This window comes from Actinoplanes sp. NPDC020271 (assembly GCF_044388125.1).
In the GTDB taxonomy this organism is placed as follows: domain Bacteria; phylum Actinomycetota; class Actinomycetes; order Mycobacteriales; family Micromonosporaceae; genus Actinoplanes.
On record NZ_JBIRWQ010000001.1, the window covers coordinates 621,818 to 645,965 of the forward strand.

The 24,148-nt window shown below is 71.2% G+C and carries 21 protein-coding genes and 1 other RNA gene; 7 read left to right on the plus strand and 15 right to left on the minus strand.

Annotated elements, in window-relative coordinates:
- Nucleotides 1–79 precede the first annotated feature (79 nt).
- Together ACH442_RS02675 and ACH442_RS02680 are read right to left on the minus strand one after the other, a co-directional pair.
- Nucleotides 80–1,504, minus strand: coding sequence for an RNB domain-containing ribonuclease (locus ACH442_RS02675; protein ID WP_396120799.1), 1,425 nt, complete (start codon nt 1,502–1,504; stop codon nt 80–82).
- Nucleotides 1,505–1,575: 71 nt separating this feature from the next.
- Nucleotides 1,576–5,061 carry a hypothetical protein gene (locus ACH442_RS02680; protein ID WP_396120800.1) on the minus strand — a complete coding sequence of 1,162 codons (3,486 nt, stop codon included), beginning with the start codon at nt 5,059–5,061 and terminating at the stop codon, nt 1,576–1,578.
- Between the two features lie 178 nt (nt 5,062–5,239).
- On the opposite strand from ACH442_RS02680, the gene ACH442_RS02685 reads away from it, so the two are divergent.
- Entirely contained in the window at nt 5,240–6,772 is a 1,533-nt protein-coding gene (locus tag ACH442_RS02685) for a hypothetical protein (RefSeq protein WP_396120801.1), read from the plus strand.
- A 52-nt stretch (nt 6,773–6,824) separates the two neighbouring features.
- On the opposite strand, the gene ACH442_RS02690 is transcribed toward ACH442_RS02685, so the two are convergent.
- Nucleotides 6,825–7,031, minus strand: coding sequence for a hypothetical protein (locus ACH442_RS02690; protein ID WP_396120802.1), 207 nt, complete (start codon nt 7,029–7,031; stop codon nt 6,825–6,827).
- 230 nt (nt 7,032–7,261) lie between these two features.
- A complete protein-coding gene (locus tag ACH442_RS02695; protein WP_396120803.1) occupies nt 7,262–8,287 on the minus strand; it encodes an aspartate-semialdehyde dehydrogenase in 1,026 nt (341 codons plus the stop codon).
- A gap of 102 nt (nt 8,288–8,389) precedes the next feature.
- On the opposite strand from ACH442_RS02695, the gene ACH442_RS02700 reads away from it, so the two are divergent.
- Complete coding sequence (locus ACH442_RS02700; RefSeq protein WP_396120804.1) at nt 8,390–9,181, plus strand: class I SAM-dependent methyltransferase; 792 nt, start codon at nt 8,390–8,392, stop codon at nt 9,179–9,181.
- Nucleotides 9,182–9,352: 171 nt separating this feature from the next.
- Here ACH442_RS02700 and ACH442_RS02705 read toward each other — a convergent pair whose 3' ends face one another.
- Genes ACH442_RS02705 through ACH442_RS02720 form a run of 4 tightly spaced genes read right to left on the minus strand, consistent with a single transcriptional unit; the run spans nt 9,353 to nt 13,105 of the window.
- Complete coding sequence (locus ACH442_RS02705; RefSeq protein WP_396121026.1) at nt 9,353–9,952, minus strand: D-alanyl-D-alanine carboxypeptidase family protein; 600 nt, start codon at nt 9,950–9,952, stop codon at nt 9,353–9,355.
- Entirely contained in the window at nt 9,837–11,117 is a 1,281-nt protein-coding gene (locus tag ACH442_RS02710) for a hypothetical protein (protein ID WP_396120805.1), read from the minus strand. The genes ACH442_RS02705 and ACH442_RS02710 overlap by 116 nt, the downstream gene beginning before the upstream one ends.
- Nucleotides 11,118–11,148: 31 nt before the next feature.
- On the minus strand, nt 11,149–12,036 hold the full coding sequence (locus tag ACH442_RS02715) for a serine/threonine dehydratase (RefSeq protein WP_396120806.1): 888 nt from the start codon (nt 12,034–12,036) through the stop codon (nt 11,149–11,151).
- Between the two features lie 10 nt (nt 12,037–12,046).
- Entirely contained in the window at nt 12,047–13,105 is a 1,059-nt protein-coding gene (locus ACH442_RS02720) for a type I glyceraldehyde-3-phosphate dehydrogenase (RefSeq protein WP_396120807.1), read from the minus strand.
- A 205-nt stretch (nt 13,106–13,310) separates the two neighbouring features.
- On the opposite strand from ACH442_RS02720, the gene ACH442_RS02725 reads away from it, so the two are divergent.
- Nucleotides 13,311–13,688 (plus strand): toll/interleukin-1 receptor domain-containing protein, encoded by a 378-nt coding sequence (locus tag ACH442_RS02725; protein ID WP_396120808.1) that lies wholly within the window; start codon nt 13,311–13,313, stop codon nt 13,686–13,688.
- A gap of 72 nt (nt 13,689–13,760) precedes the next feature.
- Here ACH442_RS02725 and ACH442_RS02730 read toward each other — a convergent pair whose 3' ends face one another.
- Complete coding sequence (locus ACH442_RS02730) at nt 13,761–14,525, minus strand: sulfite exporter TauE/SafE family protein (protein WP_396120809.1); 765 nt, start codon at nt 14,523–14,525, stop codon at nt 13,761–13,763.
- A 366-nt stretch (nt 14,526–14,891) separates the two neighbouring features.
- On the opposite strand from ACH442_RS02730, the gene rnpB reads away from it, so the two are divergent.
- An RNA gene (rnpB, locus tag ACH442_RS02735) (RNase P RNA component class A) lies at nt 14,892–15,284 on the plus strand.
- A gap of 189 nt (nt 15,285–15,473) precedes the next feature.
- Here rnpB and ACH442_RS02740 read toward each other — a convergent pair.
- From ACH442_RS02740 to ACH442_RS02755, 4 genes are all read right to left on the minus strand, one after another.
- Nucleotides 15,474–16,187 (minus strand): hypothetical protein, encoded by a 714-nt coding sequence (locus ACH442_RS02740; protein ID WP_396121027.1) that lies wholly within the window; start codon nt 16,185–16,187, stop codon nt 15,474–15,476.
- A gap of 259 nt (nt 16,188–16,446) precedes the next feature.
- Entirely contained in the window at nt 16,447–18,093 is a 1,647-nt protein-coding gene (gene mctP, locus ACH442_RS02745) for a monocarboxylate uptake permease MctP (RefSeq protein ID WP_396120810.1), read from the minus strand.
- A 73-nt stretch (nt 18,094–18,166) separates the two neighbouring features.
- Nucleotides 18,167–18,388, minus strand: coding sequence for a DUF3311 domain-containing protein (locus ACH442_RS02750; protein WP_396120811.1), 222 nt, complete (start codon nt 18,386–18,388; stop codon nt 18,167–18,169).
- Nucleotides 18,389–18,573: 185 nt separating this feature from the next.
- Complete coding sequence (locus tag ACH442_RS02755) at nt 18,574–19,425, minus strand: ATP-binding protein (RefSeq protein ID WP_396120812.1); 852 nt, start codon at nt 19,423–19,425, stop codon at nt 18,574–18,576.
- A 341-nt stretch (nt 19,426–19,766) separates the two neighbouring features.
- On the opposite strand from ACH442_RS02755, the gene ACH442_RS02760 reads away from it, so the two are divergent.
- Nucleotides 19,767–20,207 carry a sigma factor gene (locus ACH442_RS02760; protein WP_396120813.1) on the plus strand — a complete coding sequence of 147 codons (441 nt, stop codon included), beginning with the start codon at nt 19,767–19,769 and terminating at the stop codon, nt 20,205–20,207.
- Here the strand turns inward: ACH442_RS02760 and ACH442_RS02765 are convergent.
- Nucleotides 20,118–20,867, minus strand: coding sequence for an ANTAR domain-containing protein (locus ACH442_RS02765; protein WP_396120814.1), 750 nt, complete (start codon nt 20,865–20,867; stop codon nt 20,118–20,120). The genes ACH442_RS02760 and ACH442_RS02765 overlap by 90 nt on opposite strands.
- Before the next feature lie 317 nt (nt 20,868–21,184).
- Here ACH442_RS02765 and ACH442_RS02770 point away from each other — a divergent pair, with 317 nt between their 5' ends.
- On the plus strand, nt 21,185–21,919 hold the full coding sequence (locus tag ACH442_RS02770) for a GAF and ANTAR domain-containing protein (RefSeq protein WP_396120815.1): 735 nt from the start codon (nt 21,185–21,187) through the stop codon (nt 21,917–21,919).
- 6 nt (nt 21,920–21,925) lie between these two features.
- Nucleotides 21,926–23,071, plus strand: coding sequence for a GAF domain-containing protein (locus ACH442_RS02775; RefSeq protein ID WP_396120816.1), 1,146 nt, complete (start codon nt 21,926–21,928; stop codon nt 23,069–23,071).
- Here the strand turns inward: ACH442_RS02775 and ACH442_RS02780 are convergent.
- A complete protein-coding gene (locus ACH442_RS02780; RefSeq protein ID WP_396120817.1) occupies nt 23,029–24,117 on the minus strand; it encodes a GAF domain-containing protein in 1,089 nt (362 codons plus the stop codon). The two genes, ACH442_RS02775 and ACH442_RS02780, sit on opposite strands and share 43 nt — an antisense overlap.
- Nucleotides 24,118–24,148 lie beyond the last annotated feature (31 nt).

The following is a 24,148-nucleotide window of genomic DNA, read 5'->3' on the forward strand; positions in this document are numbered from 1 at the left end:
GTGAGCGGCGCGGCACCGGGTTCCGGCTGGTTCTCACGGGCGTGATCCGTGCCTCATGACGCCCCTGCGAACCAGCCGATCAGGCCCGCTCGAAGCGCACGGTCCGGGTGGCCGGGTCGGCGACCGTGAGGCGCACCTGCACGCGCGCCCCCAACGGCAGATCGCCCAGGCAGCGCGCCCGCACCGCGGGATCGTCCAGGGCGACCGTGCCACCGGCCGGGCGCTTCGCCGACGCCTCCTCGCGGTCCAGCACCGCCGCCTCGAACACCTCACCGACCCGGCCCTGCAACAGGACCGCCTCGGCCAGGTCGATCGCGCCACGGTCGGCCGCCCCGGCGAGCCGGTCGGTGGTGGTCATCTGCTTCGGCAGGCGGGGCAGGGCGTCGAGGACCCACGGCGGGGCGGGGCGACCCTCGTACAGGGAAAGGCAGGTTTCCGTGACATAACGGTCGGCCAGCCTTCGCAGCGGCGCGGTGACGTGCGCGTAGGGCGCTCCCACCCCACCGTGGCCGACCTCCTCCGGCGGCGGACCGGCCTCGCCGCCGAACACCGTGTAACCGGCGCCGCGCAGCAACTCGGCCGCCTGATCCAGGAACGCCGCACCACGCGGGCTGCCCGGATCGACCGAGGCGACCACCGCACCGACGGTCGCCCCCTCCGGCCAGGCGACGCCGAGCGGCTCGGCGGCGGCCCGCAGCTTCGCGACCGCCTCCGGCTTCGGCGCCGGCATCGTCCGCAACATCCCGATCCCGCCGTCGAGCATGATCCGGGCCGCGGCCATGCCGGTGAGCAGCGAGATCTGCGCGTTGTGCTCCTCAACCGGCAGTGGCGCGGTCAGCACCAGCCGCCAGCCGTCACCGTCGCGCTCCACCTCCTGCGCCGGCAGCGGCAAGTTCACCGCGCCGCGCCCGGCCGCCCGGCGGGCCAGCAGCATCCCGATCTCGGCGAGCAGCGCGACCGGCTCCGACGGACTGCCGCCGTCCAGCTCGCGCTGCACACTCGGATAGTCCAGCTTGGCGCGGCTGCGGACCCGGGCCCGTTCCAGGCTCACGCCGGTCGTCGCGCCGTCCGCGTCCAGGTCGATGGTCCACACCACCGCGGCCCGGTCGACCCCCGCGAACAGGCTCACCGCGCCCTCACTGAGCACCGGCGGGTGCAGCGGGACCCGCCCGTCCGGCAGATACACGGTCTGCCCGCGCGCCCAGCTCTCGGCTTCGATCAGACCATTCGGCCGGACGAACGTGGCGACGTCCGCGATCGCGTACCGCACCCGGTAGCCACCGCCCTCGCGGCGACTCAGGTGCATGGCCTGGTCGAGATCCTGCGACCCGGCCGGGTCGATCGTCACGAACGGCACATCGGTCCGGTCCACACCACCCGGCACCGTGCCCGCCGCCTGCTCCGCCTCGGCCAGCACCCCGGCCGGGAACTCACCCGGCAGCCCCAGCTCCCGCCGCAACACGGAGAAGTCGATCTGCGGCGCCCACACTCTTTTGATCGGCACCGCCCATTCCTACCCGTACGCGACGGGCCGCGCCATGCCGGCGCGGCCCGTTCAGCGGTTCGGTAGTGCGGTTATCGGCTGCGGCGGGCGCCGGACGGGGCGCGGACCGCACTCGCCCGCGCCGCCGACGTGGCCTTGGCCGCACTCCGCGAGCCACGGGTGCCGCCGCCGTTCGTCCCCGGCGTACGGCTGACCGTGCTGGTCTTGGCCGCGTTCCCGGTGGACTTGCCCGAGGTCGCCGCCGTGGCCTTGTTCGCCGCCTTCCTCGCGGGGGCCTTCTTCGCCGGAACACCCGCGTTCGCGGCCGAGGCGGCCCGCGACGCCGGAGTCCGCGCGCCGGCCTTCGTCGCCTTCGCGGCGGCGGACCCGGTCGCGCCCTTGGCTTGCGCACCCTTTGCCGGGGTGCTCGCCTGCGCGGCCTTCGACCGGCTGCCCGCCCCCGCACCGCTCGCCTGCGTGGCCTTCGACCGGCTGCCCGCCCCCGCACCGCTCGCCTGCGTGGCCTTCGACCGGCTGCCCGCCCCCGCACCGCTCGCCTGCGCGGCCTTCGACCGGCTGCCCGCCCCCGCACCGCTCGCCCGGCCGGCCGTCTGCTTGGCCGACGTCCCGTCGGAAGGGCCGGCGGCCCGGGACCGGGCACCGGCCCTGGACGCGCCGGAACGGCTCGCTGACCGGGCCGAAGACTCGTCGCCCACCGTATCGGCGACCTGCGCGGCCTTGGTGGCAGCCGCCTTGGCCGTCTTGGCCGCCTTCGCCGCAGCAGCCCGGGTGGTAGCGGCAGTCTTGGCCGCCTTGCGAGCAGCGGTCTTGGCCGCCGTAGCGGACACGGCCGCCACACTCGCGGTGGCCATCGCCTCCTCCGCCCTGGCCGCCGCCAGCTCGGTGGCCGCCGCCTCAGCCGCAGCCGCCTCAGCAACCATCGCCTCCGCCGTAGCAGCCGCCCGTGCCGAGACAGCACGACCCGGCGCGGCCTTTCGCCCCGTCGCCTTGGCCGCAGTCGCCCTGGTCCCGGTCGCCTTGCTTCCGGCCGCGCCGCTCGCCTTGCTACCAGCGGCCCTGGCACCGGTCGCCTTAGTCGCGGCAGCCTTGGCTCCAGTCGCCTTCGCCCCGGTCGCCCTTGACCCGGCGGCCTTCGTGGCGGACGCTCTCGACCCAGCGGCTTTCGTCGCGGTCGCCTTGCTCACGGCCGCCTTCGTGCCGGCAGCCTTCGTCGCGGTCGCCCTGGTGCCGGCAGCCTTCGTCGCGGTCGCCCTGGTGCCGGCAGCCTTCGTCGCGGTCGCCCTGGTGCCGGCAGCCTTCGTCGCGGTCGCTCTTGTAGTGCTCGCCTTGGCAGGCGCCGACTTGGCAGCGTTCCTCGACGTAGCTGCCTTGCTGGGCGCAGCCTTCGCCGTCGTGGCCTTCGCCGCCGTCACCCTCGTGCCGGCAGCCTTCGCCGCCGCGGCCTTCGTGCCGGCAGCCTTGCCAGCGGTGACCTTCGACGCCGTGGCCTTGGAGGCCGTGGCCTTGGAGGCCGTGGCCTTGGAGGCCGTAGCTTTCGAGCCAGTCGCCTTACTGGCCGCGGCCTTCGTCGCAGCAGCTCGCGACCCACTCACCTTGCTCGGTGCAGCCTTTGTAGCGGCGCCCCTGGTAGCAGTCGCTTTCCCGGCGCCCGCCTTGACCGGCGCGGTCTTAGCCGCCGTAGCCCTGGTCCCGGTCGCCTTCGCGGCACCCGCCTTGTTCGGCGCAGCCTTCGACACCGCGGCCTTCGTCGCGGCCGCTTTGGTAGCGGTCGCTTTCGCCGTGCTCGCCTTGGCGGGCGCAGCCTTCGTCGCCTTGGTGGTCGTGGCCTTGGTCGCCGTCGCCTTGGCCCCGGTCGCCTTGGCCCCGGTCGCCTTGGCCGCGTTCGTTTTGCCGGGCGCAGCCTTCGCCCCAGCCGCCTTCGTCACGTTCGTCCTGCTGGACGTGGCCTTGGTCGCCGTCGCCTTGGCCACGTTCGCCTTGGTGGCCGCAGCCTTCGTCGCGGTGGCCTTGGTGGCCTTGGTGGCCGCAGCCTTCGTCGCGGTGGCCTTGGTGGCGCCCGCCTTCGAAGCCGTCGCCTTGGACGCAGCGGCCTTCGAAGCCGTCGCCTTGGACGCAGCGGCCTTCGAAGCCGTAGCCCTGGTCCCGGTCGCCTTGCTCGCCGTCGCCTCGGCCGCGGAACCCCTGGTCCCAGCCGCCTTGGCCGGCGCCGTCCTGGAAGCACTCGCCCCGGTCGCCTTCACCGCAGCCCGGCCGGAACCAGCCTTGGTCGCCGCCGACTTCGTAGCGGTCGCCCTGGCCGGAGCCGCCTTGGCACCGGCAGTGCTCTGGCGAATCCCCGCCGCTTCTTCCGCCGCAGCCGCCGCCCGGTCAGCCGCCGCAGCCGCCCGACCGCTGGTAGCCCGTCCTCCGACAGCTTTCACCGGCCCGGCCGCCCGGCCGCGGGCCGCTTTCGATCCCACCGTCTTCACCGGCGCCGACGCCCGGCCGCCGACCGCGGATCCGACCGCTTTGACCGGCCCGCGAGCCTGTTCGGCGACTGCGGCCTTCGCCGCCTCGTCGGCGAGTTCGGCCGCTTGGGCCGCGGCCTCGGCCGCTTCCGCGGCTTTGGCGGCTGCACCTTGTGCCGCTCCGACGGTCCGCTGTGCCGATCCTGCGACGTCCGCGGCGGGCCGGGTGTCCTCGGCGGGCCGGGTGTCCTCGGCGGGTTCCGGCCGGCTGTTCGCGGCCCGGGCCGCGGCCCGCTGGGCTGCGGCCTCGCGCCGGGTCATCCGGGACGGCGCCGGTTCGGCACTGGCCGCCGCCTCCTGCGCCGATCCGGGTTCGACCGTCGAACGCCCGATGTCTCCGGGTTCCCGGGACAGCACGGTCGTCGGCCCGTTCGGACCGGGCCGGCTCATCCCGGCGTTCACCGGCAGCGCACCGCCGCCGACGGCGACCTGGGCGGCCGGCGGTTCCGGCTGGTCCGGGGCGATCTGTCCGACTGCCGCGGTTCCGGCCTGCGCCGCCCGGGTGGCCGCCGTCTCGGCCTGTGCCGCGCGGACGGCCGCTGCCTCGGAGGGTTCGGTCTCACCGCGTTTGCGTACCGGGGTGCTCCGGACCACGCCGCCGTCCTCGACGACACCTTCGTCGTCCGGTGACAGGAACAGCTGGCCGCGGGCTCGCGCGCTCTTGGCGAACGCCGCCATCTGCGCCGACACCACGTCCGAGTCCTCCTCGTCGGCGTCGGCGTTCTCCGTCTCCGGGGTGCCGAGCGCTTCCAGGTCGGGCCGGTCGGCACCCCACTGGTCCGATTCCCGGTCCGGGCTGGGGTTGTCCCGCGGCGGCGCGAACCATCCGCCGAGGAACGGCCGGTCGGTCAACTCGCTGGGCGACACGTCCGCGTCGCCGGGCCGGTCTCCTTCGGCCGTCGACGCGGGCCAGGCCGATCCGGTCCGGTTCCAGTCCTTCTCGGCGTCGGTGGAGACCGTCACCTGCGTCTTGTTGGGCACGTTGCTGCTGGCCGCCGCGACGCGCCGACCGCTCCGGGCCGCTGCCGCGCCACTGCTTCGCTGCGGCACGACACCCTTCTTGGGTACGTTCACAGCCCGCGCCGCCGGCACCTTGACGCGCCCGCTCCCACCCCGTCCTGCCGTACCTTTCACGGGGTTCGAAGCCGCTTTGCCCCCGCCCGCCTTGGTCGCCGATTTCGCAGCCACCGGCTTGCCCGCTGCTGCCGTCGTCCTGACGCCAACCGTCTTGGCCGCCGTCGACTTGGCCGCCGTCGACTTGGCCGCCGTCGACTTGGCCGCCGTCGACTTCGTCGCGGCCGACTTGGCCGCAACCGACTTCGTAGCGGCCGCCTTGGTCACCGCAGACTTCGCAGCCGTCCCCTTCACCGCCGCGGCTTTCGTAGCGACCGCTTTCGTCGCGGCAGTCCTCGTCGCCGTCGCCTTGGCCACCGCAGACTCAGCCGCAGTCACTTTCGTCGCGGCGGGCTTGGTCGCCCCCGTCTTGGTCCGAGCAGCCGGAACCCGCCCGGTCACCGCCTTGGCCGCCCCGCTCTTGACCGAACTCCGAGCCGCAGCCACCGCCTTGCCCGCCGCCGCACCGCGAGCCGCCGGCACACCCGCGACCACCCGCTTGGTCGCCGCGGCCCGGCCCGCCGGAACCTTCGTCGTGGACGCCGCTCTCGCCGCCGGCACCTTCCTACCGGCAGCACCTGAAGCTGTCCTGGCCGCGGCCACCTTCGGAGCAGCGGCCTTCGACCCAGCACTCGTCTTCACACTCGACGTCTGCACCGCGGCAGGCTTGGCCGCAGCCGTTCGCGTCGCCGCTCTGGTCACCGCGACCTTCGGAGCCGCGGCTTTGGTGGTCGCCGTCCGAGCCGCCGTCACCTTGGACGCAACCGTCTTGACCGCGGCCGGCTTGCCCGCGGCCGTCTTCGCAGCGGCCGTCTTCGCAGCGGCCGACTTGGTCGCAGCCGTCTTCGTCGCCACCGTCTTGGCCGCGGACGATTTCGCCGCAGTTCCCTTGGCCACAGCCGTTTTCGCCGGGGACGGCTTCACCGCCGCCGTCTTGGCCGCGGACGGTTTCGCCGGGGACGGCTTCACCGCGGCCGTCTTGGCCGCGGGCGATTTCGCCGTCACCGTCTTGGCCGCGGACGATTTCGCCGTCACCGTCTTGGCCGCGGACGATTTCGCCGTCGCCGTCGCGGCGGCCACCTTCTTACCCGCGCCGGAAACCCGAGCCGTCACACCCGACGGAACCTTCGACCTGGCACCCACCGCGACTCCACTCCCCACCTTCGCGGCGGCACGTCCCACCGCTGCCGTCTTCGACGCGCTCTCCCGCGGCGCGGGCGCCCGCCCGGTCGCGCTCCGGCCCGCTGCCGCCCCGGCCGCGGTCACCGCTTTCCCAGCCCTGCGCCCGGCCGCGGTCGTGGACGCGCCGGCCTTGCTCCCGGCCGCATTCGCAGACGCGCCGGCCTTGCTCCCGGCTGCGGTCGTGGGCGCGCCGGCCTTGCTCCCGGCTGCGGTCGTGGGCGCGCCGGTCCTGCTCCCCGCCGCGGCGGTTGCCTTGCGGGTGTCCGATGCGGCCCGGCTGCCCGTTCCATTGCGGCCGGTCGACGACCCGGTCGCCGCCGGCCGCGCGTTCACGCCGGTGCGGGGCGCACTCGCGGCCACACTTTTCGCCGTACGGGAAACGGATTTTGATCCCGCGCCGGAGGCGGCGGGTCTGATCGGAGTTTTCTTGGCAGGGGGCATCGGGGTGTTTCCTCCTTGCGAATGACTGCGGGCACGACGGCGCCGGGGAAGGTCGGTCATGGAGCGAGGGTGACGGTCTAATCGCTCTCCCCGGTCCAGCGGACGTCCTCGGCTTCCCAATCGGCGTTGCGCTTCTCGACCGTTTCGAGGGCCCGTGTCGCTTCGTCAGCCGTGGCGAACGGGCCGAGCCGGTATTGGGCGGGACACACGTCGTCGCCGTTCTCGACCCGGTGGTGTCGGAGGCACCAGAAGTAGCCCGCCCCGCCGAGCCCACTGTCGTTCATTCCATCACTCTGCAACTAAAAACGACCATGCGCTACCGATTCGGGCAAAATGCCCAAGATTTCCATTGTGGAGTCCAGAGGATTGACCGTCATACCTCATCGGAACGAGCCACCCGGTCAATTCGCCCGGCTTCCCCTTCGCATTCACACCAGAGAGACCTTCGATGGGCCGGAAAACGCCGCCGCCCCGGCCGCAGAACGCGGCCGGGGCGGCAGTGGAGAACGACGGATCAGCTCAGTTCGGCGGCGACCAGCTCGGCGATCTGCACCGCGTTGAGGGCGGCACCCTTGCGCAGGTTGTCGTTCGAGATGAAGAACGCCAGCCCGTTCTCCGCGGTGGGGTCGACGCGGAAACGGCCCACGTACGACGGGTCGCGGCCGGCCGCCTGCAGCGGGGTGGGCACGTCGGAGAGTTCCACGCCGGGCGCCGACGCGAGCAGTTCCTGGGCCCGGGCCGGCGACAGCGGCCGGGTGAAGCGCGCGTTCACCTGGATCGAGTGCCCGGTGAAGACCGGGACGCGCACGCAGGTGCCGGAGACCAGCAGCTCGGGCAGCCCGAGGATCTTGCGGCTCTCGTTGCGGAGCTTCTGCTCCTCGTCGGTCTCGAAGCTGCCGTCGTCGACGAACGAGCCGGCCTGCGGGATCACGTTGAACGCGATCGGCTTCGGGAAGACCTTCGACTCGGGGAACTCCACGGCGGATCCGTCGTGGACCAGTTCGAGGGCCCGGTCGGCGACCTTCTTGATCTGCTCGTCGAGCTCGGCCGCGCCGGCCAGCCCGGCGCCACCGACCGCCTGGTACGTGGTGGCGACGAAGGAGACCAGCCCGGCCTCCTCGTGCAGCGGCCGGAGCACCGGCATCGCGGCCATGGTCGTGCAGTTCGGGTTCGCGATGATGCCGCGGGGGCGCACCTTCGCCGCGTCCGGGTTGACCTCGGCGACGACGAGCGGGACGTCCGGGTCCATGCGCCAGGCCGACGAGTTGTCGACGACGACGGCACCGGCCTCGGCGACGCGCGGCGCATACTCCTTGGAGCCGCCCTTGCCGGCCGAGAAGAGCACGATGTCCAGGCCGCTGTAGTCGGCGGTGGCCGCGTCCTCGACGGTGACCTCGCCGCTGCCCCAGGGCAGGGTGCGGCCCGCGGAGCGCGCGGAAGCGAAGAGCCGGAGCTCACTTACCGGGAAAGCGCGCTCGGCCAGGATGCGGCGCATGACGCCACCGACCTGTCCCGTCGCGCCGACGATGCCGATCCTCATGTCGACCAAAATACGGCCTGAACTGCGTACCAAGAAATCGTCTTGTTCAAATTATGAGATGACTGTCCCACATTAGAGGACAACGGGGCTAGCTTCGAAGGCATGGCGACGTACACCCACGGGCACCACGAGTCGGTCTTGCGCTCACACCGCTGGCGCACCGCAGAGAATTCGGCGGCATACCTGCTGCCGCATCTTTCCTCCGGATTCACACTGCTGGACGTCGGATGCGGCCCGGGCACGATCACCGCCGACCTGGCGACACAGGTCACACGCGTCACCGCGCTGGAACGCACCGCCGACGCGCTGGCCCTGGCCCGCGCCGAGGTCGCCGGCCGCGGCCTGGGCAACGTCGACTTCACGGTCGGCGACGTGCACGCCCTCGACTTCCCCGACGACACGTTCGACGTGGTGCACGCCCACCAGGTGCTGCAGCACGTGACCGACCCGGTCGCCGCGCTGCGCGAGATGCGCCGGGTCACCCGGCCCGGCGGGGTGGTCGCCGCGCGCGACAGCGACTACGCCGGTTTCACCTGGTTTCCGCTGGTGCCCGAGCTGGACGAGTGGCTGGCCCTCTACCAGCGGGTCGCCCGCGGCAACGGCGGTGAGCCCGACGCCGGGCGGCGGATGCTGTCGTGGGCCCGGGCCGCCGGCTTCACCGACGTGACCGCGACGGCCACCGTGTGGTGTTTCGCCGACGATGACGACCGCGCGTGGTGGGGCGGGATGTGGGCCGATCGCATCCTCGAGTCCGACATGGCGGCGACGGCGCTGCGCACCGGCGCCGCGTCGCGGGAGGATCTGGAGCGCCTGTCGGCCGGCTGGCGCGAGTGGTCGCAGTCCCCCGACGGCTGGTTCACCATTCCGCACGGCGAGATCCTCTGCCGCGTCTGACGGTGCCGGCTGGTCGGCACCGGGCCCGCCCGGGCCGGGTGACCACGGTGCGAACCGGCCCGGCGCCTGGCGGGGCGCCGCGGCCGGATCGGCGGCGGGCTCGCGGACGACCACTCGGATGACGGCCGCAGGCTCGCGGCGGGCCGGCTCCGGGCGTACCGCGGAAGGGGTCTAGGTGTTGGGTCGGAACGCCCAGTGCCAGCTCTCCCGTTTGACGTTCTCGACGAAGCCGTAGCGGTCGCCGTTCTTGCGCATCCAGGCGAGCGCTTCCGGGTTCAGGTCCAGGTCGGTCGCCATGCCCCAGCCGTGTTCGCTGGTGCCGGGTTTGGCGGCGAGCCCGCCCTGTGAGTAGAGGCCCTTGCGGCGGGCCAGGTCGACCTGTTCCTCGTAGGGCCGGTACGAGTCGGTGATACCGATCTTCACGCCGTCCCGTCTGGCGTCGTCGATCAGCTGGGTGAGTTTCTCCGCGGCCGGCGCCCACAGTTTGTGCCGGGTGCCGCCGACCTGTTCGAGTGCGTTCGCCGGGATCTTCCCGTTGCCGTAGGCGATCAGGTCCTCTGGAATGCCCTTGGCGTTGAGTTTGTAGGTCTGGCCGGCTTCCGGCCCGTTCCGGGCAGCGATCGCCCCTTGCAACTGGCTGGCGAAACTGGCACTGCTACTGCTTCCCGACTCCGATGTCCGGGCCGCGGTCGTCGCTGTGGTGGCCTGCTGAGTCTGCAGCGCGATGATCCGGCTCTGGATGTTCGCGATGCGTGCGTTCACTCCCTCGATTCCCACGCTCTTCTGGTTCGGCGTGGCCACGGAAATCTGAGTTGCTCCGGGGAATTGACCCGGCGGGAACCCCTTCGAGACGCACGGTCAGGTCGAGATCGACCTCGGACGTGCTGTCCTTCCGGTTCGGCGCGACATTCGTGATCAAAACCAGAAGACAACCGATTACCGCGTACGCCGCGAGCACCCACAGATGTGGTCCGATCGGCGCGTCCGGGAAGTAGAGGTCGTCGCGTACCGCCTGCACCCCGGCGCCCGTCGGCAGGTTCTCGCCGAGGTGCTGCCCGAACGAGGGAAGGAACTCGGGCAGGATGCTGGCGCCGGAGATCACCGTGCCGATCGTGAAGTAGAACGCGCCGACCGCGGCGCCCGCCGGGCCGACCAGCGCGACCGCGCCGGCCGTGGAGCCGGTCACGGCCAGGGAGATCAGCGAGAAGATGCCGAGCATCTCCCACCGGTTCGCCTCGCTGCCCACCCCGAACCAGCTCATCGACCAGAGGACCGCGGCCGCCGAGCCGACCGCGTAGAGGATCAGCGTGGAGAGGTGCGCGACGCCGCGGCGCCAGCTCCGGCGCGTACGGGGAATGAGCCGCCCCAGCCCCATCGACGCGATCGTCCCGCCCAGCGACAGCGCCTGGGTGAGGAAGCCCAGCGACACCCCGTTGACGTCGTCGCTCGGCAACGGCACCACGTCCGTCACCTGCGGCGGGGTGATCAACGCCTGGACAGTCGCGACCGGGATGTCGTCGTGCGACTGGGCCAGCGTGGTCACCTTGCCGGCGGTCCGCTGCTGGATCACCGACGTGTACGTGCTGCGCAGCAGGGTCGCGGCGGCCGGGCCGGCGGCTCCGGCCACGTAGAGGTGCGGGGCGTCGCCACTGAGGTCGACTCCGCCGTACACCTCGCGTCTTCTGATCGCGACGGTCAGCGCGTCCGCCGAGGCGAAGTCGCCCACCTCGAACCGGCCGCCGTCCTCCAGCATGGCGACGACCTGGGCGCGCTGCTCGGCGTCCGCGACCAGGCCGACCGGGAGGTGGTGGGGCGCCGCCTTGTGGCCCATGCCCAGGTAGTACGCGGTCAGCCCGAGCTGGATGACGACGCCGATCGCGCAGACGGCGAGGGCGAAGCGCCGGAACTGATGCACTGACTGGATCTCGTCGGCCACATCCCTGAGCCTGCCCTCTTCTTGCCGGAGATCAGCCCAGATCGGCGGGATTGGTGTTGGCGCCGCAGAGCAGGGTGGTGACGCGTTCGCCGGGCGCCGGGCGGTAGGCGCCGGAGATCAGCGCGGCGTAGGCGGCGGCGGTGCCGTGCTCGACGACGATGCGGTAGTCGTCCCAGAGTTTGCGGCGGGCGTGGATGATCGCGTCGTCGTCGACCAGGATTGAGTCGATCTTGGCGTCGGTGGCGAGTGCGAAGGCGATGTCGCCGACTCGTCGCGCTCCCAGGGAGTCGGCCGCCACCCCCGAAACTCGGACATCTATCGGTTTTCCGGCTTTCAGTGCCGCGTGCAGCGCCTGAGAGTCGACCGGCTCCACCGCGACAATCCGGGCACGGTCCCGCAGCGCGGCGACCAGGCCCGCGACCAGGCCTCCGCCACCCACGGCGACGAGCACCGTGTCCGAGACCCCGGAAATCTCCAGACCTGTCGTGCCGTTGCCGGCAACCATCGCCGGATCGTCGTAGGCGTGGACGAAGAGCGCGTCGGTGCGTTCCTGCGCCGCCGCGTAGGCCTCCGCGTACTCGTTCCCGGCCTGGACGACCTTCGCACCCAGCTCGGCGAGCTTGGTCACCTTCACCGCCGGGGCGGTCACCGGCACGAACACCTCGGCCGGCACGCCCAGCTCCCGGGCCGCGTACGCCGCCGCCAGCCCCGCGTTGCCGCCGGAGGCCGCGACGACGCCCGCCGCCGGCACCGTACTGCTGAGGATCTTGTTCATCATGCCGCGGGTCTTGAACGAGCCGGCGTGCTGCAGGTACTCCAGCTTGAACCACCGGCCGGGCTCGACCTCGACCAGCGGGGTGCGCCGCACCCGGCCCTCGATGCGCCGGGCCGCGTCTTCCACGTCCGCAAGATTGATCACGCGGTCCAACCTATGCGACGCTCCAGCTGACCCGGCCGGTCGGAACCGGTAACCGTTCACCGATCAGCCGCGCGAGATCGAGTAATCGGTTCGAGAAGCCCCACTCGTTGTCGAACCAGCCGCGCACCTTCACCCCGCCGTCCGCGGTGGTCTGCGTTCCCGACGGGTCGAACAGGCACGACGCCGGATTGTTCTTGACGTCGATGGAGACGGTCGGGTCCGGGTCGTACGCCAGGATGCCGCGCAGCGGCCCGGCCGCGGCCTCCGCCATCGCCCGGTTGACCTCCTCGACCGAGACCGGACGCCCGGTCTGGCCGGACAACTCGGCCAGCGACCCGATCGGCGTGGGCACGCAGTAGTAGCTGTAGCGCATCTCGCCGATCTCCGGCAGCGCCACCCGCACCAGGTCACCGACCACGTGGTTGTGCGGGATGATGCTCTCCCCGGTCGCCCGGCCCAGCCGCGGGTCGTCGCGTGAGGCGCCGATCAGCGAATCCTGCACCCGGCCCCAGCCCTGGGTGGCCAGCATCACCGACGTGTTCACCGAGCCCAGCCCGAACCGGTCGAGCAGCACCTTGGCCATCACGGTCAGCGCGTTCACCCCGCAGGAGGCCGGCGAGACCACGTCGTGCACGCCCGGGTCGTAGCTGGTGTGGTTGGCCCCCATCACCAGGAACGCGTCCGGGTCGTCGGCCGAGGCACTGATCACCACCTTGCGGGCGCCCCCGTGGGAGATGTGGGTGCGGGCCGTGCCGCCGGCCCGGAACCGGCCGGTCGCCTCGATCACCACCTCCACCCCCTGGTCGGCCCACGGGATGCGTTCCGGCCGCTCGTGGCGGTAGGTGCGGATGGCGTGGTCGTTGACCACCAGGTAGTCGCCGCGGGTGGTCACCGTGCCCGGGAACGAGCCCCGGATGCTGTCGCGGCGTAAGCCGTATGCCAGTTTCTCGGTGGACGCGATGTCATTCACCGCGACGATCGAGATGCCCGGATTGGGCGCGGCGGCGACGATCCTGGTCAGACTGCGACCGATGCGTCCGAGGCCGTTGATCCCGATCGCGACAGTCATCGAGCGCTCCTCGACTCCGTTGCTGTTATGTGCTCCCCGTCCGCCAAGGACACCCCTGTTTTGCGCAAGGGTCCACCCGGCGTTACGGGTTCGACACTAAGAGTTGTGCAACTTGCACGTCAACGGATGACAATGTCACACCATCCGAGTGATGTCCGTCGACGCCCTATGCCCAATGTGGAATAAGTTACGGCATGCTGGAGACGTGCCGGTACTCGTCTCCCACGCCCCCGCGGACACCGTCTGGGCACAGTGGATCAACGAATCACTGCAGGCCGCGGGTCATGCGGTGGAAATGCTGCCGGCCGGGGTCGACTTCGCCGATCGGCTAGCCCTCGCGCTTTCCGGCTCCGATCGAGTGATCGTTCTCGTCTCCGCCGAGCACCGGGCATCCGAATCGGACTGGTCCCAGGTGCCGATCACGACCGCTCTCACGGTCCTGCGCCTGGATTCCGTTCCGACACCCGCCCCGCTGCGTGCGGCCGACTGCAAAAGCCTGCACGACCTGGACGAAGAGGAAGCCTTGGAGGTCCTGATGACGACGATTCAAAGCCCGCAAAACCCTTTTTCGCGTACGTCGTGATTGCGGGCCCGTTTGATGCCGGACCCGCCTGGGTAGCGAAGATCATCGCTCTCGCGCGCGACCGGAATCGGACTAGCGGAACGCCCGGTACAGCAGCAGCAGACCGATGGCCGTCCCGAACGTGACGATGAGGTACTTCAACACCCGGGCCGGCAGCCGTCGCGCCACCCGCGCCCCCGCATAACCGCCGACGATCGTGGCCGGCGCCAGCGTCGCCACCGCCGCCCAGTGCACGTCCGCGAAGAACGCGAACACCAGCACCGTCACCAGGCCCACCGTCGCCGACAACACGTTCTTCAACGCGTTGATCCGCTTCAACGGCTCGTCCAGGACCAGGGCCAGGGCCGCGACATACATGACGCCGAGCGCCGCACCGAAATACCCGCCGTAGATCGCCCCCACGAACACCACCACCTGCAGGGTGACCGCCGCCCGGCGCGGTGACATCGCCCGCGGGTGCCCGACCAGGCCGCGCAGCCGCTCCTGGAACGCCAGCGTCGCCGCCGCCCCCAGCACCAGGAACGGCACGATCACCTCGAACACCCGCCCCGGCGTGACGAGCAGCAGCACACACCCGCCGACGCTGCCCGCCACCGCGGCCGGCACCACCGACCGCACCCGGCCGCCCTGCCCGGCAAGATCGGCCCGGCTCCCGGCGACACTCGACACATACCCCGGGAAGACCGAGACGGAATTCGTCACGTTCGCATCCACGGACGGCAACCCGGCCGCGATCAGACCCGGAAACGTGATCAGCGATCCCCCACCGGCGATCGCATTCACGCCACCGGCCGCGACCCCGGCCACCACCAGCAACAAGATGTGCGAAAGATCCATGATGCGAGCGACCTTACGGCCTCAGCCCGCCCCCGGTCGCCTGCTTCCCGCCGACGTCACACCGCTCCCTTCCCACCCCTGGCCGCGCCCCGCTGCTCACCCGCGCCCGCTCCCTCACACCCCCACATCCAGCGCTGTCCCGGCCGGCCGCGAGAAGCCCTACCCGCCGACCGGCACACCCCTCGCGCGCAGCCGCGCCGCCTCGGCCGGCTCCCAGGGTCTTTCACGGCGGCGGACAAGCCATAAGCGCCCAGCCGGGCCGCGTCAGCCGGGGTAACGAGGTTCAGGGCGAACGCCACAAGATCCGGATCGCCACCGGGCCGCGAGGCCCCCGCGGGGCGGCACGTAGAATGGGGTCGCGACGGACGAGTCGGCTGGGCGGCCGCGTCGGTGCCGAAAGGCATCGCCGAGGAACGTCCGGACTCCGCAGAGCAGGGTGGTTGTTAACGGCAACCCGGGGCGACCCGCGGGAAAGTGCCACAGAGAACAGACCGCCGGCGTGAGCCGGTAAGGGTGAAACGGTGAGGTAAGAGCTCACCAGCACCCCGGGTGACCGGGGTGGCTCGGTAAACCCCACCCGGAGCAAGGCCAAGCAAGGCCGCGACCGCGAGGTCACGGCCGGCGCAGGGTTCGAGGGCTGCTCGCCTGATCCTGCGGGTAGGCCGCATGAGCCTGCCGGCAACGGCAGGCCGAGATGGATGGCCGCCACCGGGGTACACGCCCCGGCCACAGAATCCGGCGTACAGGCCGGCTCGTCCGCCGCCCTCTCACCGGGGCGGATGCCGCATACCGAGAGCCCCGCCCCACCGGCCGGGTCACCGGGCGGGGGCGCTCGGCCTCGCCCAGGCCGGATCACCGGGTGGAGGCGCCCGACCTCACCGGCTGGGTCGCCGAGCGGAGGCCCCGCGGGCCGGATGAGGGTCACCCGGTGCCGAACGGCGGAGTGGATCACTGCCGGACGCGGACCGGCTGGGTCACCTCGGGGTAGCTCGGCTGGTACGGCTGCTGCGCCGCGAAGAAGCCCTCGAGCTCGGCCTGCTCCAGCACGTCCTTCGCCGCGCGCGCCCGCGCCTTTTCGGCGGCCTTGGCCCCGCGTGACCGGGCCGCGTCCTCAGCCACCTTCGCCGCCTGGTTGGCGCGCCGGGTGAGGGCTGCTTTCGCCGCTCGCTGCCGGGCGACCTCCGGGTCGAGGCGGCGGGCCGGGCGGACCTCGGCGGTCGCCTCGACCTCGCGGGCCTCGATCGCGGCGAAGTCCGGGCGGATCTTCGCGGCGACCCATTCGACGCCCGCGACCAGGCCGACCACCAGGGAGAAGATGATCCGCAGGCCGAGCGGGCCGGGCGCGGCGAAGTTCACGGCGGCGGAGATGGAGACGACCACGACGAGGACTTTGAGGGCGGCTTTCTGCGCGTCCTGGGCCATCCCGGCGGTCTGGCTGATCGTCAGCATGGAGACCATGGCCAGATCAAAAACGGCCGGGACGATCCAGGCGAAGAGTCCGGCGCCGAGGCTCACCAGGTAGTGCCCCTGGTGCAGGTAGCTGGCGGCGAGCGCACCCATGAGGATGCCGTTGTTGGCGCGTTTGATGGTCCGGATCGCCTTCAGCATGCCGGGCACCGCGCCCTTGGCGTACTCGGCGGCGAACTGCTGCGTCAGCGTCATCTGCGCCGGCAACGCGGACCTCCCCAGCGATTCGGATGCGAAGAACCCTCGGAACAGGGCAGACGCTACCGAAGATGGGTCGAACGGGGGCAAGGTTCGCAACGGACCGCAAGGTCCGCAATAAAAGCAAAACCCGATCCAAGATCCGAACCCGATGTGGGTACGCCGTGAGCGCGCCACCACCGCAAGGCCGGGGCACGCCCGCCGGACTCGCGGCGGGCGTGCTCACGACGTACGGGAAAATCGTGGTTGATTTCGGTCAGGTGGAGGAGACCGTGCCGACCGTGGTGGCCCGTTCCCGCTCGATCCTCGGGTCGCCTTCGTCGGCGAAGTAGTCGCTCGGCGTCGTCCCGTCCTCGCCGGGGGCGACCTTCATGACTCGCAGCCACCAGGTGACCAGCACCGCGACGATCAGGTTGACCAGCACCGCCACGAACCCGACGTAGATCGTCTTCTTGGTGTCGAGGCCGAACTCGGAGAGCGCGAACGCCGAGCCGCCGAAGTGCTTGCGGCCGGTCGCGGCGTTCGGGATCTGCCACAGCATCCAGAACGCCAGCACCATGCCGGCCGCCCAGCCGGCGATCAGCGCACCGCGGTGCAGCCAGCGGCCGTAGAGGCCGAGGATCACCGACGGTGCCGTCTGCAGGATGATCACCCCGCCGATGAGCTGCAGGTCGATGGAGAACTGCGGGTCGAGGAAGACGATGAACGCCACCGCGCCGATCTTGACGACCAGCGAGGTGATCTTCGCGACGCTCGCCTCCTGGGCCGGGGTCGCGTCCTTGCGCAGGTACTCCTTGTAGATGTTGCGGGTGAACAGGTTCGCCGCGGCGATCGACATGATCGCGGCCGGGACCAGCGCGCCGATCCCGATCGCGGCGAACGCCACCCCGGCGAACCAGGCCGGAAAGTGCAGGTCGAACAGCAGCGGCACCACCGTGTTGCTGTCCACGCTGCCGGCTTTCGCCCCGGGCAGCGGCTTCACACCGGCCGCGATCGCCATGTAGCCGAGCAGCGCGATCAGGCCCAGCAGGAAGCTGTACGCCGGCAGCGCCGACATGTTCCGTTTGATCACGTTACGGTTCTTGCCGGCCAGCACGCCGGTGATGCTGTGCGGGTAGAGGAAGAGCGCCAGCGCCGAGCCGAGCGCCAGCGTGAAGTACTGCACCTGATTGTTGGCGTTCAGCAGGATCCCGTCGCCGGGCGCGGCCGACGCCTGGAACTTCTTGTCCGCGGCGTCGAAGATCGCACCCCAACCCCCGAGTTTGTACGGCAGGTAGAGCACCGCCACCGCGATCACGATATAGATGAGGGTGTCCTTGACGAACGCGATCAGCGCCGGCGCCCGCAGCCCGGACTGATAGGTGTAGGCCGCCAGGATCGCGAACGCGATGATGATCGGCAGATGCCGGGCGATCGCACTGTCCCCGGTCACGCCCATCGTCTTGAGCACCGCCTCGATCCCGACGAGCTGCAGAGCGATGTACGGCATCGTCGCCACGATGCCGGTGATCGCGATCAGCAGGGCGAGCGTCGGCGAGTCGTACCGGGTCCGCACGAAGTCGGCCGGCGTGACGAATCCGTGCCGGTGCGACACCGACCAGAGCCGGATCAGGATCAGGAAGAACAGCGGATAGATCACCACGGTGTACGGCACGGCGAAGAACCCGGCCGCCCCGGCCCCGAAGATCAGCGCGGGGACGGCGACGAACGTGTACGCCGTGTAGAGGTCCCCGCCGACCAGGAACCAGGTGATCCACCCACCGAAACTGCGCCCGCCCAGCCCCCACTCGTCCAGATGCGCCATGTCCTGCGGCGCCCGCCACCGGGCGGCCACGAAACCCATCCCGCTGACCAGCAGGAACAGCACCGTGAAAACGACGATCTCAGTGACGTGCCCGCTCATGACGCCACCTCCGCTGCGCTCCGGCGTCGCCCTGAGTTTTCGGCTGAACCCAAGGATTCGCTCGCAAGCTCGCTCATGACCGGCCCCGCTTCTTCGTCATCCGATACACCAGCGAGGTGGTGCCGACGCCGAGCAGGATGAAGGCGAACTGCAGCCAGTAGAAGAGCGGAAAGCCACCGAGCCGCGGCTCGTCATAGTTGTAGAGGAACGTTAGCAGCGGCACCACGATCGGCACCAGGAGCAGCCAGTTCCAGGGGCTTCTATCGGTACGTGGTGGGGATTCCGGCTCTGCCATGATCCGCCTCCCTCAACAGCGTGTGCGGTTTCCGTCACGCTAACGAGACAGCCACTCCCCAGGCGATCAACGTGCGCCGAGCGGGCCGGGCGGTGCGCCGAACGGCTTCACACCGGGCCGACCGGGATCGGGCCGTCGGTGCCGTCCCCGTCATGGGCTCCCCGGCGGGGAACGGTGAGGCTCGTTCATCCCGGTCGGTGCTCCCGGAGAGCCGGTGACGACAGGGTGGCCCAGACGACCTTGCCGCCGCGGGCGGGCAGCGCTCCCCATGCGTCGGCGGTGGCGTGAACCAGCAGCAGTCCCCGGCCGCCCTCCTTCAGCCCGCTCTCCCGGCCGTCGCGAGCGGAGGGGCGCACCCGTGGATAGCGTGTGTCGGCGTCGCGGACAGCCAGGTGGAGCCGCCGGTCACGGCGGGACACGGTGACCACCAGATCGGTGCAGGCGTGCTGCACCGCGTTGGACGCCAGCTCGGACATGATCAGGCCGGCGTCGCGGCGCAGCCGGGAGAGCTGCCAGTCATCACAGGCCTGGATGACCAGACCGCGGGCGGCCGGCACCGAGATCGGCTCCGGGGCCAGCCGGATCTGCAGCCGGTTGTCGTGCGGCAGACGCGCCGAGGTTGCCCGGCGGGCATCCGGCAGGGTCTCGAATATCGATGGCCGATGCACGTCGTGATGGCGTAACCGGTAGCCCAGCATGGTCGTGGCCGGCAGGCACAACACCACCTGGACGGGCATCGGCCGCAGACGTGCCGCACGCACCGCCGTCATCCAGAACTTACGGCTGACCCCGTGCCGATCGGTCAGGTCATGAAGATCGACGATGATTGTCGCCGCCGGCCCGGCCACGCACAGCTGCAGCATGGCGGTCACCTGATCACCGAGGGCCGGTGACCACTGGCCGTGCACCGTCATCTCGATCACCGAGGTGCTCGCGTCGGCGGTGACGCCCACCGAGATGCCGCGGCCACCGGTCGCGGTGGTGACCAGGAAGGGCGGCTGCGCCCAGCGAGCCCGCAGCGCCTTGCCCTCGGTCATCGCCGCTCGATCATGCTGACCAGGTCACGACCGGGACTCGCGACAACAGGGGGACGATCAACGATCACAACGGCTCCAGGGCGCGCGGCGGGACGGCGCGCTGCCGAGGTCTGGAGCAGCGGACGGCGACGACGGGCATCGCCAATGGCTCAACGGTACGTCAACCCGACCCTGATCGCCTGGCTCGGTTTCAACTTTTCGCACGGGCCACGCCGATCGGGTGATCCCGCGCCGGAGGCATAGTCACGTGACCCTGTCGTGGATACCGTGCGAACGAACTTTCATCGCCCGCTCCGGCCCCCGGCGGGACGGTATCCCGTCGCCAGTGGAGGGCCGTTCACGTGGATCCTGTTCCCGTCGCCGTTGATCTGTGCATGCTGGTCGACCGGGTGGCACGCCGGGACCGGCGGGCGTTCGTAGCTCTCTACGAGGCGCTGTGCCGCCCGGTGACTCAGGTGGCCTGCCGGATGCTCTGCCGCGACGAGGACGTGCGCGCGGTCGTTCAGGGCACGTTCGTCGAGGTGTGGTGGATGGCCCGGTTCCACACCGGCGCCGGCACCCGCGTGGCGGCCTGGACGGAACGGATCGCGATCCGCCGGGCCCTGGACCGAACCGGCGGGGACGATCCTGGTCGTGACGCCGACGACGGGACCAACCGGGTCGCCTTCGCCGCGCTGCTCAGCCGCGGGGCGTCACGGCCGGCTTCCCGGTGGCGGACCCATCAGGTCAGGAACGCCGGATCGGCTGGCGACCACGGCCCGGGCGACTTCCACCAGGCGTAGGTTGCGGCTGCGCGCGTACACGCGGATCGCGGCGAACGCCTCGTCGACGCTGACCCCGCGGGCCTGCGCGATGACCCCCTTGGCCTGCTCGATCACGACCCGGCTGTCCAGTGCGTCCTGCAACTGGCCCGCCAGCACCTCGCCGCGGTGGATGGTGCGCTGCTGGAGCAACCCGATCGTGGCGATGTCGGCCAGGGCCTGCATGACGGCCACGTCGGGCGCGGTGAAGGTGCCGCCGGGGCGGGCGCCGAAGACGTTGAGCGCGCCGATGACGTCGGAGCGCAGCCGCAACGGGAAGGCATGCACGGAACGGAAGCCGGCTGTGGCGGCGTGCGGTGCGAACATCGGCCAGAGATCCGCGGCCTCGAGCAGATCGACGTTGACGACCGGCAGGCCGGTACGGAACGCCTCGAGACACGGCCCCTCCCGGTTCTGCACCTGGAAGACCTCCACCAGGCGGGCGCTCTCGTCGGATGCCGCCAGCAACGTCATCTCACCGCTCTGATCGGCCAGCAACACCCCCACCGCGGCCGCGTCCACGAGAGTGGCGGCCCGGTCGGCCAGCATGGTCAGGAACTCCAGAACGTCGAACTCGGCCACGAGGGTGTCGGCGATCTCGACGAAGACCGCCGCGAGGCGTTCGGAGGAAAGCGATGACATGGTCGTGAATCCTCACCGTCGTGGCCCACCGCACATCACGCTCGCGGGCGCCTCGACCCTCTCACGAGCCGAGGCCGCCCGCACTCGGCGGCCGGCAAGGCCGCAACGAATCTGATCAGTGACGGGCGCGGAGCACCGGCGGGCCGGCCTCCGTGGTAGGCGTAGTCTGTAGACGAATCTGCCGAACCCGGTGGGTGGCCCGATGGGATGCCGGCGAAAACGACGCCGGGTCCGAAGCCGAGCCACAGCTCACCCGGCAGGGGTCGGAGGTCTGGTCATGGTTACCTCCCGGTGTCTACGTGTGTCCGGGGTATGCCGTGATCGATGTGGATGACGCCGGACACCGGTTGCAGGTGGAGCAACTGGTGGCGGCGTACGGTCCGGACATCGACGGCTTGTGCCGCGCGTGCCTGACCGACCTTCCCGGCATCGGCGGGGTCGGCGTGACCATGATGACTCCGCAGACCCAGCAGGTGCGCTACGCCAGTGACCCGGTGAGCGCCCGGGTGGAGCAACTGCAGTTCCTGCTCGGCGAGGGACCCTGCCGTGACGCGTATGCGGCGGCGGCCCCGGTCCTGGCCGATGATCTACGTGAGCCGACGTGGTTCGAACGGTGGCCGGCATTCACGCCGGCCGCCCTCATGGCCGGAGCGCAGGCGATCTTCGCCCTGCCCCTGGGAATCGGCGCGACCGGCATGGGCGTCCTGGATCTGTACCGCGACACGCCGGGGGAGCTGCCCGCCTCGAGCCTGGCCTACGCCCGGGTGCTCGCCGGGGCGGTCATCGAGCTCATCCTGGCCGAGACGGCGGCGCACGAGGACAGCGACGACCCGCCACAGTACGGCGGTGCCGGCGACCCCCGGCTCCACCGAGCCGCCGTGCACCAGGCAACCGGCATGATCAGTGTGCAACTCGGAGTTCCGGTGGAGGAGGCGTTGGCGCGGCTGCGCGCGCATGCCTTCGCCGCCGGGCGTGATCTCGACGAACTTGCTGCGGACGTGGTCGCGCGGCGCTTGAGGTTCGACACCCTGGCCGACGATGAAGACAGGTGACTACCGGTGAGCGCAGCGCAGGGTCCGGCGACGCTGGATCTGTTGGTGGAATTGTCCGATGCCCTCGTCACCGACCTCGACGTGGACGGGCTGCTGGAGAAACTGACGAACCGGTGTGTCGAGCTGGTCGGCGCGCAGGTGGCGGCAATCATGCTGGCCGACAGCCGTGGCACGCTCCGCCTGCTGGCGGCCGCACCGGAGTACGCCACGTGGATCGACCTGCTCGAGGCCTCCCACACGCCCGGCAACTGGAGCTTCGCCACCGGGCTGCCGGTGTCCGACGCCGACCTGGACGTTCCCGATCCCCGGTGGGCCGCCTTCGCCCGGCAGGCCCGCGAAGGCGGATTCCGGTCGGTGACCGCGGTGCCGATGCGGGTGCGCGGAGAGGTCATCGGGGTGTTCAACGTGCTCCGGCACCGTGCCGGATGGCTCACCCCCGAGCAACTGGGCCTGACGCGGTCGCTGGCGAACATCGCCGCCGCGGGGCTGCTGATGCAGCACGATCAGAGATATCGCACGGTGCTGGCGGCGCAGTCACAGCGGCTGCTGAACGGCCGCGTCGCCATCGAGCGGGCCCGGGGCATCCTGGCCGAGTCGCTCGGCATCGGCGTCGACACCGCTCTGGACGAGATGCGCCGCCACGCGGCCCGGATCGGTGAGGGCCTGAGCACCGTCGCCGACCAAGTCGTGGCCGGCGTGCCCGTCACCCGGCACTTCGTCACCGACAAGCCGATCCAGTTGATCCACCGCATCACCACCGACACCCTGACCGTGCTCCGCACACTGGTCCGGCAGCAGATCACCGGCGCCGGTCTGTCCGGTTCGGCAGCCGACGCGTTCCTGCTCGCCGTCCACGAGGCCGCCGTGAACGCCGAAGAGCACGCCGGTGGCGGCCGGCTGTGGCTGTGGCGTCATCGGGGAAACCTGTGGTGCGAGGTCAGTGACGACGGCCCCGGCCTGGAGATGGGCAGCTGGAACGGCACGAACACCCCTCAACCCGCCGACATGCGCCACGCCGGCCTGTGGTTGATCCGCCGCATCTGCCCTGACGCCCAGGTCACCAGCACGCCGCAGGGAACCCGGATCCTGCTGCGCCAGCCGATACCGAGTCACCCCGGCTCGTCGTTCCCGTTCGTCGACGCCGGGGGATAGCCGAGGAGCCACGCTGTGCCGGTGACTTCCATCAGCAGGCGCACGGCGCCGGAGGCCGCGACCACGCGGACCGTGCGGCCGGCGGCGGCGGCGCGTTCCTGCAGGTCGACCAGGACGCGGAGACCCGCGAGGTCGCAGAAACGCAGCCCGGTCAGGTCCAGCTTCCATACCCGTGCCGGCTCGTCGAGGAGAGCGGTCAGCCGGGTCAGAACGTCGATGTCGAGGGGCGCCGCCACCTCGCCGGTCAGCGCGACCAGCATCGTGCCGCCGACGGCCGGCGCCGTCGTGACCTGCACTCCGGAGCCAGGAGCAGGCATCACCGCGGCAAGCACCTCCGTCGCCGCCACGGACAACACGGCCGACCGGGCGGTGGCCCGTTCCTGCAACATGCGGCGCGCCTCGGCGGCGTCGCTGCCGTCCCACGCCATCAGGACCCCGAGGGCCCGCTGAATCGTCACCCGGGCCTGCAACGCCAACCCCAGCCCGACGAGCAACTGCCGGGTACCGGCATCGTCACAGGCGTCGAGCGCGCTGCCCGGGATCTGCTCGGCAGCGAAAACGGCGTGCACCCCGGCCAGCAGAGCGGACAGCGCCGACGGCTCACGCCCGTACAGGTTCAGCACACCCACGGGGACGCCCCCGCCGGCGAACAACGGCACCGAGACCGAGGCCCGCAGCCCCAGAGCAGTGGCCTGCCGGTAGAACCCCGGCCAGGCCATCGTCGCGGCGATGTCCGGCACGTTCACCGGCTTGCCGGTCCGCGCGGCCTGCACACAGGGACCGGCTTCCTCGGCATGCTGCGCATCGTCCACCGCCCGAGCCAGGTCGCTGCTGGCCGCGACGGTCGTGAAACCAGCGCCTCGCCAGGCCGTGATGGACGCATAGACGACTCCGGCGATCGTCCCGGCGGCTGACGCCGCTATCGCGGCGAGAAGCTCGTCGACGGCCGGATCGTCGTCCGGCAGCTCGGCGAGCGACACCATGAGTGCGGTCAGCGGAGCCCGCAACTCGTCGTCCGGCGCGAACGACGACTCAGAACCGCACATCGTGCTGCTCTCCTCTCAGCACGGAATCCGG

Coding starts and splice junctions, on each gene's coding strand:
- ACH442_RS02765 (WP_396120814.1), bottom strand. CDS start 20,867: ATGTCATCGCTTTCCTCCGAACGCCTCGCGGCGGTCTTCGTCGAGATC.
- ACH442_RS02690 (WP_396120802.1), bottom strand. CDS start 7,031: ATGAACGACAGTGGGCTCGGCGGGGCGGGCTACTTCTGGTGCCTCCGA.
- ACH442_RS02780 (WP_396120817.1), bottom strand. CDS start 24,117: ATGTGCGGTTCTGAGTCGTCGTTCGCGCCGGACGACGAGTTGCGGGCT.
- mctP (WP_396120810.1), bottom strand. CDS start 18,093: ATGAGCGGGCACGTCACTGAGATCGTCGTTTTCACGGTGCTGTTCCTG.
- ACH442_RS02695 (WP_396120803.1), bottom strand. CDS start 8,287: ATGAGGATCGGCATCGTCGGCGCGACGGGACAGGTCGGTGGCGTCATG.
- ACH442_RS02755 (WP_396120812.1), bottom strand. CDS start 19,425: ATGACCGAGGGCAAGGCGCTGCGGGCTCGCTGGGCGCAGCCGCCCTTC.
- ACH442_RS02740 (WP_396121027.1), bottom strand. CDS start 16,187: ATGACGCTGACGCAGCAGTTCGCCGCCGAGTACGCCAAGGGCGCGGTG.
- ACH442_RS02700 (WP_396120804.1), top strand. CDS start 8,390: ATGGCGACGTACACCCACGGGCACCACGAGTCGGTCTTGCGCTCACAC.
- ACH442_RS02750 (WP_396120811.1), bottom strand. CDS start 18,388: ATGGCAGAGCCGGAATCCCCACCACGTACCGATAGAAGCCCCTGGAAC.
- ACH442_RS02730 (WP_396120809.1), bottom strand. CDS start 14,525: ATGGATCTTTCGCACATCTTGTTGCTGGTGGTGGCCGGGGTCGCGGCC.
- ACH442_RS02720 (WP_396120807.1), bottom strand. CDS start 13,105: ATGACTGTCGCGATCGGGATCAACGGCCTCGGACGCATCGGTCGCAGT.